Raw genomic sequence first — 14,976 nt, forward strand, 5'->3', positions numbered from 1 at the left:
GATGGAATGAGCGGGACGGGCGGCAGCGAAGCGAAGCGAGCCGGCCCCGTGCCGGTTCCGCCGCGGGGGTTCCCACTCGCGATCAGCCCCGTGCGTTCCCTCGCGCTCATCGGGATGCGACTCGCGACGGTCGCCGCCGCTGCCGTGCTGCTCTGGCTCGCCCTCGCCGGCACGCCGGCCGGGGCTGGGTTTCCTCTGAACGGCACCTGGGCAACGATCGGGCTGCTTCCCGCGAACCTGCTCTGCCTGTGGGTGATGCGACGCGATCTTGCGCGGCGCGGGAGCTCGCTCCGGGAGGCGCTCGGGGTGGTGCCCGGCGCGTTCGCCGCCGATCTTCGTCGCTCCCTGCGGTGGGTGCTCGTCGTGAATCTCCCGTTCCTTGCGGCGATCGCCATCATGCTGCTCGTGATGTTCGGCTCCCAGGCTCCCGCGGCGGCCGTCGAATACCTGTTCGCGGCGGCAGCGGTTCCCGCGAGCACGCCGCCGTGGCTGCTCCTGATCGCCGCGCTCGCCACGGTTCCGTTCCTCCTCACCAACGCACCGGCCGAGGAACTCGTGTATCGGGGATACGGGCTGACGGGGGTGATTCCCTGGATCGGCAGGCCGCTCGGCACCGCGCTCGTGTCCGTCCTGTTCGGCGCGCAGCACGCCCTGTTCGCGGCCTCCGCGACCGGCGCGGTCATCTACTTCGTGGCCTTTTCCGTGTGGGGGATCATGTCCGCGTACGCCGTGCGCCGTGAGGGAAGGCTCTTTCCCATCGTGCTCGCCCACTTCCTCGTCAACGCGCTGCTCTGCATTCCGGGGATCATGATCCCCGCACTCGGGCTCGCGGGGATCGCGGTCGCGCCGCCCCTGTGAGCGCGCTGATCGGCGTGTTCGCGCCGTGTTTCGGCGGTGTGCGACTCGCCCGGCGGTAGGGTTCTATGCAGGTCATGGCGGGGATCCGTCGTGGAACACCCGGTCGGGAACGCGACGGAAAGGAGCGGCGTGCATCTCAAGAGCCTCACGCTCAAGGGCTTCAAGTCCTTCGCGCAGCCGACCACGTTCCAGTTCGAACCCGGGGTCACCGCCATTGTCGGGCCGAATGGCTCGGGGAAGTCGAACGTCGTCGACGCGCTCGCCTGGGTGATGGGCGAGCAGGGCGCGAAGACGCTCCGCGGCGGCAAGATGGAGGACGTCATCTTCGCGGGCACCTCCACCCGCGGCCCGCTTGGCCGCGCCGAGGTGAAACTCACGATTGACAACAGCGACGGCGCGCTGCCGATCGAGTACACCGAGGTGACGATCAGCCGGACGCTCTTCCGCAACGGCTCGAGCGAGTACGCCATCAACGGGGACTCGGTGCGTCTCCTCGACGTGCAGGAACTCCTCAGCGACTCGGGGCTCGGGCGTGAAATGCACGTCATCGTCGGGCAGGGACAGCTCGACGCGGTGCTGCGGGCCACCCCTGAGGATCGCCGCGGCTTCATCGAGGAGGCCGCAGGAATCCTGAAGCATCGGCGACGCAAGGAGCGGACGCTCCGCAAGCTCGACGCGATGGAAACCAACCTGACCAGGCTCAACGATCTCGCGGGTGAGATTCGCAGGCAGCTCAAACCGCTCGGACGGCAGGCCGAGGTCGCCCGCGCGGCACAGGGGATCGCCGCCGAGGTGCGCGACGCGAAGGCCCGGCTGCTGGCCGACGATGTGGCCCGTCTCCGGGGCGAACTCGCGGAGCTCGCGAAAGACGAGTCCGAGCGGCACTCCGAGCGCATCGTGCTGCAGGAGCAGGCGGAGCAGAAGCAGCTCAGGATCGAGCGACTCGAGCAGGAGCAGCAGAGCGACGAGCTCGATGCCGCCCGTCGGATCACGATCGGCCTCGAGTCGGTCCAATCGAAACTGCGCGGACTGTTCGCACAGACGCAGCAGCGGCTCACCTTCCTGGCGACACAGGCCGAATCGGGGGAGGGTCCAGCGGGCGTGAGCAAGGCGAGCGTCGCCGAGGCCGCGGAGGAAGCCGCGCGGCTGGAAGCTCTGATCCCGGCCGCCGAAGAGGAGTGGGACCGGGCGGGAGCGAAGACCCGCGAGGCGCAGCGCGCGCTCGACGCGATCGACGAGCACATCGCGGCCCAGAGCGAACTCGTGTCGCGCCACGATCTGCAACTGTCCCAGCTCCGAGGACGGGCCGAGGCCGCCGCGCAGAAGCTGCAGGCCGTCTCGCAGGAGATCGCTCGGCGCGAGCAAGCGGTTGCGCAGTCTCGCCAGCGCGCCGAGGAAGCCCAGGCCGAGCTCGATGCCTTCGAGGAGCGCGAACACGCGGAGGAGACGCCCGAGGCTGGCCTGGATGATGCCTATCGCGCCGCGCAGGAGCGCCAGGCGGAGGCGGAGCAGGGGCGCGACGAGGCGCGGGAGCGTCTGCACGCCCTTGAGCAGGAACGCGCGGGTCTCGCCGCGCGCGTGCAAGCGCTCACCCGCTCCCTCGACCTCCGCGACGCGTCAGGGGCCCTGCTCGAACAGGGCGCTGCGGGGATCGACGGCCGGGTGTCCGACCGGATCCGCGTCACTGAGGGTGACGAGGCCGCGGTTGCTGCGGCGCTCGGCGCCTACGCCGACGCGCTGCTCGCGGAGTCGCCGGCCGCGGCAGGCGCGGCACTCGACGCGGCGCGGGACTCCGATCTCGGACGCCTGAACATCGTGGTCGGGGGCGGAACGAGCGGGGAGGACCTCGGCGTGGCGACTCCCGGGGCAACGCCGATCACCGAGCTCCTGGTCGATGCGCCGGCCGGTGTGCGCGGCCTGCTGACGCGCAGCTTCCTCGCGGAGGATCTCGGCGCGGCGATCGCCGCGGCAGAGTCGCTGCGACAGGCCGCGCCGGGATCCGGCTTCGCCGTTGTCACCCGGGCCGGCGAGGTGATCACGGAGTTCACGCTGAGTGGCGGAACGGACGCCGCGCCGTCGCGGATCGAACTCGGGGCCGAACTCGAGCAGGCCGAGGCGAGGCTCGCCGAGGTCGTCACCCTGATCGCGGGGACCGAGGCCGAACTCGATGAGCTGCGCTCCTCGGTTGCTCGATCGAAGACCGCGGCCCAGGAGGCCTACACGGAGCTCCGTGCCGCGGACGCGCGCCTCGCTGAGTACGCGAAGGAGCGGAACCGCCTGCTCGCGCGCGCCGAATCGGCGCAGGCGGAGGCCGGGCGCGCCGAGCAGGCGCTCGCCTCGGTTTCGGGGTCGGGAGACGAGGCCGAGGCCGATTCCGAGCGCGCGGCGCGGGCCCTGCGCGACGCCGAGGCCGAGCCGCGTCCCATCCTCGACGCGAGCGCGCGCGACGGCGTGTTCGAGGATCTCGAGCGCGCCCGCGCGGTCGAGATGGAGCTGCGTCTCGCCCTGGAAACGGCGCGCGAGCGTGCCCGCGCCGGGCTCGCGCGCCGCGACAGCCTGAGCGAGCAGTACGAGGCGAAGCGCCGCGCCGCGGAGGAGGCCGCCCGTCGGGCCGTGCTGCGCGCGCGCCAGGTGGCGCAGGCCGAGCACGTCGCGGCAGTGCTTCCCGCGGTTCTCGACGCCGCGGATCGCTCGCTCGCCGAGGCCCGGCTCGCGCAGCAGGCGGCCGAGCAGGAGCGAGCCAGGCACAGTCAGGAACTCACGCTGCTGCGGTCAGAGGAATCGGAGCTGCGGCGGAAGCTGCAGTCCCTCACTGACCGCGTACACGGGGCAGAGCTCAAGAGCTACGAGCGCAAGCTGCAGCTCTCCGCGCTGCTCGAGCGATCCGGAAACGAGCTCGGACTCGTCGAGGATGTGCTTCTCGCAGAATTTGGCCCGGATCAGCTCATTCCGGAAATCGACGCGGAGCGCGAGGCCGCCGCCGACGCCGCCAGCGGCAGCATCACGCCGGCCGCGAAAGACGCCAGCGAAGACGACGGCTTCGAGAACGATCTCGAGCGCCAGCTCGCCGCCGAGCTCGGTCTGACGGGCGACGAGCGCGGCGCCGCAGACCGGAGCGCGCCCGATGCCGGCTCGGCCGATGCCTGCGAGGCCGCTGACGGCGACGACGCCGAGGCGCTTGGCGGGGCGCGCGGCGAGGCCACAGCGGGGGAGCCGGCTGCCGCGGACGAGGCCCAGCCGCCTGCCGGCCGTCCCTTCGTGCGCGCGGAGCAGGAACGCCGCCTCGCTCGTGCCGAGAAGAAACTCTCCGAACTCGGCCGGATCAACCCGCTCGCGCTCGAGGAGTTCGCCGCGCTCGAGCAGCGCCACCTCTTCCTCTCCGAGCAGCTGCGCGATCTCACCAAGACCCGCTCGGATCTGCTCGCGATCATCAGCGAGCTCGACGAGAAGATGCAGGGGATCTTCGCCGCGGCATTCGAGGACACCCGCGCGGCGTTCGAGGAGGTCTTCCCCATTCTGTTCCCGGGGGGATCGGGCGAGGTCTCCCTCACGACGCCGGACGATCTGCTGAGCACCGGCATCGAGATGTCCGTGCGGCCGGCAGGCAAGAAGGTCGAGCGTCTCTCGCTGCTCTCCGGCGGTGAGCGCTCCCTCGCGGCCGTCGCCTGGCTGATCGCGATCTTCCAGGCGCGCCCGAGCCCGTTCTACATCATGGACGAGGTCGAGGCCGCCCTCGATGACGCCAATCTTGGGCGCCTGCTGCAGGTGTTCGAGCGGCTGCGGGAGAGCTCGCAGCTGATCGTGATCACGCACCAGAAGCGAACGATGGAGATCGCCGACGCGCTCTACGGCGTCTCGATGCGCCAGGACGGGATCTCCGCCGTGGTCGGACAGCGGATCGGTCGCGAGGGCGAGAACGACTGATCTGCGAGGCGAACCCCCGATCAACGCGGTTTCCGAGCAAATTCATCACGAGAATCTAACGACTTTGCGATCCGCAGTCGCTCGATTCAGATGAAACAGTCAGTTTCGATAGGCTCAGTGCTGAATGCCGCATAGGTGCGGCATCAGACTCGCAGAAAGGCGGCCTTCATGAAGAAGAACGCACGACGGACACTGGGCGGAATCGCCCTTCTCGCGAGCGCTGCGCTCGTGTTCACCGGCTGCTCCGGCGGAGACTCCGGCAAGAAGGAGGGAACGAGCGAATCGAGCGGCTCCCAGAAGGAGACGACGCTCAACATCGGCTCGCTGCTGCCGCAGACCGGCGCGCTCGAACACCTCATCTACGGCCCGCAGGCCGCGCTCAAGCTCGCGATGAAGGACATCAACGATGCCGGCGGCGTTCTCGGAAACGACGTCAACCTCGTCGTCGAGGGCAACGAGGGCGACACGAACGACCCGACCGTCATCGCCAAGAGCGTCGACGACATCATCAAGAAGAAGCCGGCCTTCGTCCTCGGGGCAATGGGCACGAGCAACACGAACGCGGCCATGCCGAAGCTCACCGAGGCCGGGATCCTCATGGGCTCGCCCTCGAACACCGGTATCGCGCTCTCGGGCATCAACCCGCTGTACTTCCGCACGATCGCCCCGGACACGGTCCAGGGCAGCGCGCTCGGCAACCTCATCATCAAGGACGGCCACGCGAGCGTGGGCATCCTCGCGCTGAACAACGACTACGGCAAGGGCCTTCGCGACAACCTCGAGAAGACCCTCGAGAAGAACGGCTCGACGGTCACGTACGGCGCCACCGGTAAGGGACAGGAGTTCCCCGAGGGCCAGACCGCATTCTCGTCCGAGGTCTCCGCGGTGCTCGCAACGAAGCCGGACGCGATCGCGATCCTCAGCTACATCGAGGCGAAGCAGATCATCCCCGAGCTCGCGGCGCAGGGCTTCGACCTGAAGAAGCTGTACCTGGTCGACGGCAACACCACGCCGTACCCCGAGTTCGACAAGGGCCTGCTCGAGGGCGCCCAGGGCACCACGCCGGGCCGCACCGTTGGCACGGACTTCGAGAAGGAGCTCGTCGCGGTCGACAAGGACGCGAGCAAGAGCCTGAACTTCGCCCCCGAGACCTACGACGCGCTCGTGCTCGTGGCCCTCGCTGCGGAGAAGGGCGGCTCGGCCGATTCGGAGACGATCCGCGCGAACCTGGCCGCCGTGTCCGGCGCCAAGGGCGGCGAGAAGTGCGAGTCCTTCGCGGACTGCGTGAAGCTGGTCAAGGACGGCAAGGAGATCCAGTACGCGGGCAAGGCGGGCATTGGGCCGTTGAACGATAAGAACGACCCCTCCACCGCGCTCGTCGGCATCTACAAGTTCGGCGCGGACAACACGCCGGCGGCCGAGGGCGAGATCGAGGGCTAAGCACTCACCTCACCTCTGTGAGCGGGCGGTTCGTCGGAAGGCGGGCCGCCCGTTCGCGTTGGCGCGCCAGGCTCCCTCTCGGCCACCGAGTGTTCACGGCCTGGTGAGTTTCGCGCGGAAAGGCAGTTCGTAAGCGTGCTTCGCCCGCCGAGTATTCCGGGAACTTCCGGCGGATCCGCGGAGTCTCAGAAGCGCGTCCCATCTCACTTCTACACTCGGATGACTCCCGCAAAACGGAGACAACTGTAGCTGAATGAAAGTGAGCCGATGACCAACGAAACTCATCCGACCACCCGAATCTCCCTCGGACTGCTGATCCTCAGGGTCGCCGCTGGCGTGATCTTCGCCGCGCACGGCGGGCAGAAACTCTTCGAGTTCACGATTCCTGGCACGACCGCGTCATTCGAGGACATGGGGGTGCCGGCAGCGGGCCTGATCGCGCCCGCGATCGCGATCCTCGAGTTCGTCGGAGGCATTCTCCTCGCCCTGGGCGGGCTGACGCGGATCGTCGCGCTGCTGCTGACGCTCGACATGCTGGGCGCGATCGTCACCGTGCACGCCCCGCTCGGATTCTGGGTCCAGAGCGGCGGGATCGAGTTCGTTGCGCTGCTCGGCGCGGCCGCACTGGCCCTCGCGGCGGCCGGAGCCGGCCGGATCTCACTGGACCACCTGCTGCTCAGGAAGGCACTGCCGGATATCCTGGTCGGCTAGTCGATCGGAGCAGACCGAAGGCCGGCGCGGGAGTGTTCCCGGCCGGCCTTCGGTTCGTGCAGTGGACCGCGGTTACGCCCCGGTCTCCTCCGCGGCCTTCGCCTCGACATCGGCCGCGAGGGTGCCGAGATAGAGCTCGATCACTCGCGGATCCTCCGCGAGCTCGCGGCCCGTGCCCTCGTACGCGTTCGTGCCCTGATCGAGCACGTAGGCGCGATCGCAAATCTGCAGGCAACGACGGGCGTTCTGCTCGACCATGATGATCGTCACGCCCGTCCGGTTGATCTGGCGCGTCCGGATGAACGTCTCGTCCTGGCGCACGGGGGAGAGGCCGGCGCTCGGCTCGTCGAGGAGCAGCACGCTCGGCTTCATCATGAGCGCGCGCGCCATCGCGACGGACTGGCGCTCACCACCCGAGAGCGAGCCGGCGAGTTGCTTGCGCCGGTCGGCGAGCATCGGGAAGAGCTCCCACATCTCGCTCACGCGCGCGGCGAATTCCCTGGGCTTCAGGAAGAGGCCCATCTGGAGGTTTTCCTCGATGCTGAGCGACGGGAACACGTTGTTCGTCTGCGGGACGAAGCCGACTCCCTCGCGGACGAGCTGATTCGTGCGCAGCCCGGTGACGTCCTTGCCGTTGAGCGTCACCGTTCCCTTGCGGATGTTCACGAGCCCGAACAGCGATTTCAGCAGGGTCGACTTACCGGCGCCGTTCGGCCCGATGATGCCGACGAGTTCTCCCTCGCGGGCCTCCAGCGAGCAGTCGTTCAGGATGTTGATCCCGGGCAGGTACCCCGCGTCGAGCCCATCGGCCCGCATGATGACGGTGGTGGAATCGCTCATCGCGCCGCCTCCTCTTCCTCGACCTCTTCAGCGACTTCCTCGGCGATCGCGCGGATCACGCCGGTGGTGAGCACGTCATCGTCGCCGAGATCCCGATCGTGATGGGCGCCGAGGTAGGCGTCGACGACGGCCTTGCTCGTCATGACCTCCTCGGGCAGGCCCTCAGCGATCACCTGGCCCTGCGCCATCACGACGACCCAGTCGGAGATGTGCCGCACCATGTGCATGTCATGCTCGACGAACAGCACCGTTGTGCCCTCGTCGCGGAGGCTCTGGATGTGCTCGAGCAGGCTCTGCGTGAGCGCTGGATTGACGCCAGCCATCGGCTCGTCGAGCATGATCATGGACGGATTCGCCATGAGCGCGCGGGCCATTTCGAGCAGCTTCTTCTGGCCGCCGGAGAGGCCCCCCGCGAGGTCGTTGCGCTTCGCGTCGAGCTTGAAGCGCTTCAGCAGCTCGTCGGCGCGCTCGATGTTCTCCTGCTCCCGCTTCGCCCAGAGGGGCTTCACGAGCCCGACGAACAGGTTCTCGCCGGGCTGATCGTTCGCTCCGATCAGCATGTTCTCGAGGACCGTCATGCGGCTGAGCGCCTTGGTGAGCTGGAAGGTTCGGATCATGCCGGCGCGCGCGACCTTCGTCGCGTTCGTGCGGCCGAGTGCCCGGCCTTCGAAGGCCCAGCCGGCCTTGCCCGATCCAGATCCGGCGCCGTTCGACGGGCGATCGAAACCGGTGAGCAGATTGAAGAACGTCGTCTTGCCAGCGCCATTCGGGCCGATGAGCGCCGTAATTGCGCCGCGCTGCACCTCGAGATGCTCGACGTCGACCGCGGTCATCCCGCCGAAGCGGCGCTGCATGTTGTCGACGGTGAGGATCGGGTCCGGCTTCGAGACGCCCGGTCGCTGCTCGAGCGTGCGCAGCTCCGCGCGGAGCGCCGCCCGGTCGTACGGGTAGTTCGCCTGATCAGACATTGAACGACAGCTCCTTCTTGTTGCCGAGGATGCCCTGCGGTCTGAATATCACGAGCAGCATGAGCAGCACGCCGATGAGTACCCAGGAGAGCACCTCGGTCTGCTGGGCGCTGAGCACGCTCGCCGGAACGAACTGCGCGGCGACGCTCGTGATCACGAGGCGCACCACGAAGAACAGGATCGAACCGAGCAGCGGGCCGAGAATCGTCGCGGCACCGCCGAGCAGCATGATCATCCAGATATTGAACGTCGTCGCGCGGCCCATGCCGTCGGGGTTGATCGCCGCGGGAAGCGCCATGACGATGCCGCCGAAGCCGCCCATCACGCCGCCGATCACGAGCGCCTGCATCTTGTAGGAGAAGGTGCTCTTGCCGAGGCTGCGGACCGCGTCCTCGTCCTCGCGGATGCCCTTCAGCACCCGACCCCACGGGCTGCGGATGAGCAGCCAGGTGATCAGGAGGAACAGCGCGACGAGGCCCCAGGAGACGATCCGCGACCACCAGTCGTCGACTCCGGTGTTGATGTAGTCGAGTCCGAGGATCGACGTGCGTCCCTCCGGCAGCGGCGAAAGCGCGTTGAACTCCTCACGGAAGCGGGGGCTCTGGATGCCGCTCGGGCCGCCCGTGATCGGGGTGAGGTTCGCGAGCCTCGCGACCATGCGGAGAATCTCCGCAGCGCCGATCGTCACGATCGCGAGGTAGTCCCCGCGGAGCTTCAGCGTCGGGATGCCGAGGAGGAGCGCGAACAGCGCGGAGGCCGCCATTGAGATGAGGATCGCGAGGAAGAACGGGACGCCGTTCATCGTCGAGATCACGAAGCCGTACCCGCCAACGAGCATGAAGCCCGCCTGGCCCATATTCATGAGGCCCGTGAAGCCGAAGTGGATGTTCAGCCCGATCGCGGCGAGCACGAACGCGGCGGTGATCGGCGAGAGCGCGGTCTGGAGCATTGACTCCAGGAGTCCTGTGAAGAAGTCCATGACGTTCCCCCCTTAACCGATCCGCTCGCGGCGGCCGAAGATGCCCTGCGGACGAACGAGCAGGACGATGATGAGAATGAAGAGCGCCGCGGCATGCTTGAGATCGCCAGGGAGCCAGATGTTCGCCATCTCGACGATGAGGCCGATGATCATGGCGCCGATGAACGCGCCGAACGCGGTGCCGATGCCGCCGAGCACGACCGCCGCGAACAGGAGCAGCAGGAACGACCAGCCGGTGTTCCAGGCCACCCCGTTGAGCACGAGCCCGAGCAGCACGCCCGAGAGGCCGGCGAGCGCGGTGCCAGCGGTCCACACGAGTCGAATGACCCGGTCAACGTCGATTCCTGAGGCCTCGGCGAGTGCAGGGTTGTCGGAGACGGCACGCGTGGCGCGCCCGAACCTGGTGTACTTCAGCGCGAGGCCGACGCCGATCACCGCGAGGAGGGCGATCCCCATCGCGACGTACGACTGCACCGTGAGCGTGACGCCCAGGATCGTGATCGTCTTCGGCGTGCTGTTGTCGATCCGGAGCACCTGGGCGCCCACGAAGAACTGGATGAGGTTCTGCAGCGCGATCGACAGGCCGATCGACACGATCATCATCTGCATGAGGCTGAGCCGCTTCTTGCGGAGCGGCTTCCACAGCACGGCGTCCTGGAACCAGCCGACGGCCGCCATGATGACGACCACGGCGAGGCCGGTGAGCCAGATGTTGTGCGTGAGCTGCATGATCGCGAAGGCGAAGATTCCGCCGAGCGACAGCATCTCGCCCTGGGCGAAGTTGCTGAGGCCCGTGGTGCCGAAGACGAGCGACAGGCCGAGGGCAGCGAGGGAGAGGAGGAGGCCCATCCGGATGCCCGAGGCGAACTGCTGCCAGAAGCGCGGCCAGGAGAAGCCGGCGCCGTCCGCCGAGGTGGTGGCCGCTTCGCCGCCGCCCGTGGCCTGCTGGTTCGTCTGGGCCGGCTGCTGGCCGCCCGTCTCGGCGCCGGGCGTCGCTCCGGTTTCGGTGCCGCCGGTGCTCTCGCCGCCCGCGGCCGCGCCCGACTCGGTGTCGGTCAGCGGGAACAGGGCGCTCGCGCTGTTGTAGAGCTCCACGGAGACCTCGCGCTTGTCGGCGCTCTTCAGGAACTGGCCTGCGGGGAGCGTCGCCTTGTCGACCGTGACGGTGTAGTCGCCGCCCGTGTCGACCGAGAAGGACCAGCGCCCGGTGTCGTCCGTCTTCGTCTGCTGGTCGGCGCTCGCGCCGCTCAGGTCCAGGCCGACGCCGGCTGCGGGATCACCGGCGCTCGTCTTGATGATGCCCTGGATGCACGCGGTCGTTGCGCTGGGGGCGCAATCGGCCGCTGCGCGGGCGGTGCCGGGGATGAGGACGCTCGCGAGCGTCATCGCGAGCGCGGCGATGAGGAGGGCCAGGCCGACGAGTCTCCTCGGGCGGCCGACGCTCATCGTCGGGGAATGGGTTCGGGTCACGGTGCCTCCGTGGTCACGTGCGCGCCGAGCTCCCATCGACGCTGAAAGTGGGGATTATCAGGTAGATCGTATCGGAATGGATGGTGTCCGCCGCGCCAGGAGCCGGGCCGGGCGCGGCTCGGCGATAGGATCGGGGCATGGCTGAACGATCCTGGTCCTTCTCGAAAGCGTTCCGCAGTATCTTCAGCGGGCCGGAACTCATCACGGACGAGACGTGGGACGATCTTGAGACGGCGCTGATCACCGCCGATTTCGGTCCGGACGTCGCGGAATCGATTCTGGAAGAGATCCGCGCCGAGGTCGAGCGCCACCGGGTCACCGAGGTGAAGGAGATGCGTCGCATGCTGCGCGACGCGATCGAGGAGCGGCTCGCGGCCTACGATCCCACGCTCCGTCTGTCGGAGCGGCCGGCGGTCATCCTCGTCGTGGGCGTCAACGGCGTCGGAAAAACCACGACGATCGGGAAATTTGCCAACTATCTCAGGGCCTTCGACAAGAAGATCCTCGTGGGAGCGGCCGACACGTTCCGCGCGGCAGCCGTCGAGCAGCTGGCCACCTGGGCCGAGCGCGCGGGAGTGGACATCGTGAAGCCCCAGCAGCAGGGCCAGGATCCGGCCTCGGTCGCGTTCCAGACGGTGCAGCGCGCGATCGATGAAGGTTACGAAATCGTGATTATCGACACGGCGGGCCGCCTGCAGACGAAGGGTGGCCTGATGGACGAGCTCGGCAAGGTGCGCCGGGTCGTCGAGAAGCTCGCTCCGGTATCCGAGGTCCTGCTCGTGCTCGACGCGACGACGGGGCAGAACGGCCTCGCGCAGGCGGAGGCCTTCATCGAGCACGCCGGCGTGACCGGGCTCGTCCTGACGAAGCTCGACGGGTCGGCAAAGGGCGGCTTCGTGCTCGCGGTGCAGCAGACGACCGGGCTGCCGATCAAGCTCGTCGGCCAGGGCGAGGGCATCTCCGACCTCACGGGCTTCACCCCGCACGTCTTCGCCCAGCAGCTCGTCGGCTAACGGCCAGCATCACACGCGGGGCAGCGGGCCTCAGGTCCTGATCCGCCCGCAGAATTCGGCGGTGAAGTCGACGCCTGCGCGCGGAACTTCGGGGCCGAGTGTGCAACTTCAGCCCCGGGCGAAATTCCCGTGCGGAGACCGAACCGGGGGAGTAGACCGGGGAGTACCGGCGATCCCGAACCGCGCGATCGCATCGGCTCGGCCGCCCATCAGGCGGAATCTCTCGAGAAGGGCTCGAACATGCAGAATCTCACCGTCCTCGGAACCGGCGTTCTCGGCTCCCAGATCATCTTCCAGGCCGCGTATTCCGGAAAGGATGTCGTCGCCTACGACGTGAGCGAGGAGGCGCTCGAGAAGCTGCCGGCTCGCTGGGAATACCTGAAGCCGCTGTACCTGCGCGACCTGCCCGATGCGACCCCCGAGAAGCTCGACGCTGCGGTCGCCCGGATCCGGCCCACCGCCGATCTCGCCGACGCCCTCGCGGACGCAGATCTCGTCATCGAGGCCGTCCCCGAGCGACTGGACATCAAGCAGCAGACCTGGGAGCGCGTCGGCGAGCTGGCTCCGGAGCGGACGATCTTCGCCACGAACTCCTCGACGCTGCTGCCCAGCGACATCGCCCCCTTCAGCGGCCGCCCCGAGAAGTTCCTCGCCCTGCACTTCGCAAACGAGGTGTGGGCGAAGAACACGGGCGAAGTGATGGGGCACGAGGGCACCTCGCCCGAGGCGTTCGAGGCGGTGGCCCAGTTCGCCGAGGAAATCGGGATGGTGCCGATCCGAATTCACAGGGAGCAGCCGGGATACGTGCTCAACTCCCTGCTCGTCCCGTTCCTCGGCGCGGCCGCGAAGCTCCTGGTCCGCGGCGTCGCATCGCCGGCTGACATCGACCGCACGTGGAAGATCGCGACGGGGGCGCCCGCCGGACCCTTCGAGATCTACGACATCGTCGGCATGATGACCCCCTACCAGCTCAACAAGGACAGCGCCGATCCCGAGATGCGTGCGTTCGCGGAACTCGTGAAGACCGAGTACATCGATCAGGGCAAGCTCGGCAAGGGCGCCGGTCGCGGCTTCTACGACTACGAGTCCTAGACCCGCCAAGCCCGGGCCGGAAGCCGACCGACGCGATCCGCGTGGGCGAGTTCCGGCCCGGGTGCCCCGAAAGGGCTGCGTCGTCACGGTAGAATCGGGGGCATCATGGCTACTTTCGGAAATCTGTCCGCGCGGCTGACGGACACCTTCAAGAATCTGCGCTCGAAGGGCAAGCTGTCCGCCTCGGACGTGGACAGCACGGTCCGCGAGATCCGGCGCGCCCTGCTCGAGGCCGACGTCGCGCTCGACGTCGTCAAGGAGTTCACCGGGAAGGTCCGGGAACGGGCGCTCGGCGACGAGGTGAACCAGGCGCTGAACCCGGCGCAGCAGGTCGTCCAGATCGTCAACGAAGAACTCGTCGCGATCCTCGGAGGGGAGCAGCGGCGACTCCAGTTCGCGAAGAACCCGCCGACGATCATCATGCTCGCCGGCCTCCAGGGCGCCGGTAAGACCACGCTCGCCGGCAAGCTCGCGAAGTGGCTCAAGGACCAGGGCCACACGCCCCTCCTCGTGGCGAGCGACCTGCAGCGCCCCAACGCGGTCACGCAGCTCGGCGTCGTCGCCGAGCAGGCCGGCGTCGCGATTTTCGCCCCGGAACCGGGCAACGGCGTCGGCGACCCCGTGCGGGTCGCGCGCGACGGCGTCGCCGAGGCCAAGGCGAAGCACTACGACTTCGTCATCGTCGATACCGCCGGACGGCTGGGCGTCGACCAGGAGCTCATGCAGCAGGCCGCGAACATTCGCAAGGCGGTCAACCCCGACGAGGTGCTCTTCGTCATCGACGCCATGATCGGCCAGGACGCCGTCGCCACCGCTCAGGCCTTCCAGGAGGGCGTCGACTTCACGGGCGTCGTCCTGACGAAGCTCGACGGCGATGCGCGCGGCGGCGCCGCGCTCTCGATCCGGAGCGTGACCGGCCGGCCGATCCTCTTCGCGTCGACCGGCGAGGGGCTCGGCGACTTCGAGCCCTTCCACCCCGATCGCATGGCGAGCCGCATCCTCGACCTCGGCGACATCCTGACCCTGATCGAGCAGGCCCAGAGCGCGTTCGACGAGGAGGAAGCCCGCAAGGTCGCGGAGAAGATCCAGAAGGACCAGTTCACGCTGGACGACTTCCTCGGCCAGATGCAGCAGCTCCGCGGCGCGGGATCCATCAAGAAGATGATGGGCATGCTCCCCGGCATGGGGAAGATGAAGGACCAGCTCGACAACTTCGACGAGCGCGAGATCCTCCGCACCGAGGCGATCATCCAGTCGATGACCAAGGACGAGCGCACCAACCCGAAGATCCTGAACGGCTCGCGCCGCCTCCGCATCGCCCGCGGCTCCGGGATGACCGTCACCGACGTGAACCAGCTCGTGCAGCGCTTCGAGCAGGCTTCGAAGATGATGAAGACCGTCGCCCGCGGCGGCGTTCCGCAGATCCCCGGAATGGGGCCGATGCCCGGAATGGGCGGCCACGGCGGGAAGAAGAAGGTTCAGACCAAGGGCAAGGGCGCGAAGCGCTCGGGCAATCCCGCGAAGCGAGCGCAGCAGGACGCGGGGGTCGCGGCGAAGGCGGCGGCCCAGCCCTCGGGTTCGGGCTTCGGCCTGGGAGCCGGCGGCGCGCAGGCACCGAGCGAGGAGGAGCTCGCGAAGCTGCAGCAGATGCTCGGCAAGGGCGGACTCCGCTAGGGCCTTC

At 68.3% G+C, this 14,976-nt stretch carries 11 protein-coding genes; 7 read left to right on the forward strand and 4 right to left on the reverse strand.

The window, feature by feature from the left end:
* The first annotated feature begins 6 nt into the window (after window positions 1-6).
* The 4 genes from JD292_RS03470 (at window position 7) to JD292_RS03485 (ending at window position 6,933) form a co-directional block, all read left to right on the forward strand.
* Window positions 7-858, forward strand: a complete 852-nt coding sequence (locus JD292_RS03470; RefSeq protein ID WP_200131327.1) for a CPBP family intramembrane glutamic endopeptidase — start codon at window positions 7-9, stop codon at window positions 856-858.
* Window positions 859-987: 129 nt separating this feature from the next.
* Complete coding sequence (locus JD292_RS03475) at window positions 988-4,782, forward strand: AAA family ATPase (protein ID WP_200131328.1); 3,795 nt, start codon at window positions 988-990, stop codon at window positions 4,780-4,782.
* A gap of 168 nt (window positions 4,783-4,950) precedes the next feature.
* A complete protein-coding gene (locus tag JD292_RS03480; RefSeq protein ID WP_233613257.1) occupies window positions 4,951-6,222 on the forward strand; it encodes an ABC transporter substrate-binding protein in 1,272 nt (423 codons plus the stop codon).
* 267 nt (window positions 6,223-6,489) lie between these two features.
* The gene (locus JD292_RS03485) at window positions 6,490-6,933 is read left to right on the forward strand and encodes a DoxX family protein (RefSeq protein WP_200131329.1); all 444 of its coding nucleotides are present in this window, start codon (window positions 6,490-6,492) and stop codon (window positions 6,931-6,933) included.
* Between the two features lie 72 nt (window positions 6,934-7,005).
* Here the strand turns inward: JD292_RS03485 and JD292_RS03490 are convergent, their stop codons facing one another.
* From JD292_RS03490 to JD292_RS03505, 4 genes are read right to left on the reverse strand one after another with little or no spacing between them, the layout of a single operon-like run.
* Complete coding sequence (locus JD292_RS03490; RefSeq protein ID WP_200131330.1) at window positions 7,006-7,773, reverse strand: ABC transporter ATP-binding protein; 768 nt, start codon at window positions 7,771-7,773, stop codon at window positions 7,006-7,008.
* On the reverse strand, window positions 7,770-8,741 hold the full coding sequence (locus JD292_RS03495) for an ABC transporter ATP-binding protein (protein WP_200131331.1): 972 nt from the start codon (window positions 8,739-8,741) through the stop codon (window positions 7,770-7,772). The genes JD292_RS03490 and JD292_RS03495 overlap by 4 nt, the downstream gene beginning before the upstream one ends.
* The gene (locus JD292_RS03500; protein ID WP_200131332.1) at window positions 8,734-9,720 is read right to left on the reverse strand and encodes a branched-chain amino acid ABC transporter permease; all 987 of its coding nucleotides are present in this window, start codon (window positions 9,718-9,720) and stop codon (window positions 8,734-8,736) included. The genes JD292_RS03495 and JD292_RS03500 overlap by 8 nt, the downstream gene beginning before the upstream one ends.
* Window positions 9,721-9,732: 12 nt before the next feature.
* Entirely contained in the window at window positions 9,733-11,190 is a 1,458-nt protein-coding gene (locus JD292_RS03505; protein ID WP_369411125.1) for a branched-chain amino acid ABC transporter permease, read from the reverse strand.
* A 137-nt stretch (window positions 11,191-11,327) separates the two neighbouring features.
* Between JD292_RS03505 and ftsY the strand changes: the two genes are divergently transcribed.
* From ftsY to ffh, 3 genes are all read left to right on the forward strand, one after another.
* Window positions 11,328-12,203 (forward strand): signal recognition particle-docking protein FtsY, encoded by an 876-nt coding sequence (ftsY, locus tag JD292_RS03510; RefSeq protein ID WP_200131333.1) that lies wholly within the window; start codon window positions 11,328-11,330, stop codon window positions 12,201-12,203.
* Between the two features lie 240 nt (window positions 12,204-12,443).
* Window positions 12,444-13,295, forward strand: coding sequence for a 3-hydroxyacyl-CoA dehydrogenase (locus JD292_RS03515; RefSeq protein WP_200131334.1), 852 nt, complete (start codon window positions 12,444-12,446; stop codon window positions 13,293-13,295).
* Window positions 13,296-13,400: 105 nt separating this feature from the next.
* Window positions 13,401-14,969, forward strand: coding sequence for a signal recognition particle protein (gene ffh, locus JD292_RS03520; RefSeq protein ID WP_200131335.1), 1,569 nt, complete (start codon window positions 13,401-13,403; stop codon window positions 14,967-14,969).
* Window positions 14,970-14,976 lie beyond the last annotated feature (7 nt).

Origin of the sequence: Leucobacter edaphi, from assembly GCF_016522535.1 — a bacterium.
Classification (GTDB): Bacteria; Actinomycetota; Actinomycetes; order Actinomycetales; family Microbacteriaceae; genus Leucobacter; species Leucobacter edaphi.

Coding starts and splice junctions, on each gene's coding strand:
- JD292_RS03470 (WP_200131327.1), top strand. CDS start 7: ATGAGCGGGACGGGCGGCAGCGAAGCGAAGCGAGCCGGCCCCGTGCCG.
- ftsY (WP_200131333.1), top strand. CDS start 11,328: ATGGCTGAACGATCCTGGTCCTTCTCGAAAGCGTTCCGCAGTATCTTC.
- JD292_RS03480 (WP_233613257.1), top strand. CDS start 4,951: ATGAAGAAGAACGCACGACGGACACTGGGCGGAATCGCCCTTCTCGCG.
- JD292_RS03515 (WP_200131334.1), top strand. CDS start 12,444: ATGCAGAATCTCACCGTCCTCGGAACCGGCGTTCTCGGCTCCCAGATC.
- JD292_RS03485 (WP_200131329.1), top strand. CDS start 6,490: ATGACCAACGAAACTCATCCGACCACCCGAATCTCCCTCGGACTGCTG.
- JD292_RS03490 (WP_200131330.1), bottom strand. CDS start 7,773: ATGAGCGATTCCACCACCGTCATCATGCGGGCCGATGGGCTCGACGCG.
- JD292_RS03500 (WP_200131332.1), bottom strand. CDS start 9,720: ATGGACTTCTTCACAGGACTCCTGGAGTCAATGCTCCAGACCGCGCTC.
- JD292_RS03495 (WP_200131331.1), bottom strand. CDS start 8,741: ATGTCTGATCAGGCGAACTACCCGTACGACCGGGCGGCGCTCCGCGCG.
- ffh (WP_200131335.1), top strand. CDS start 13,401: ATGGCTACTTTCGGAAATCTGTCCGCGCGGCTGACGGACACCTTCAAG.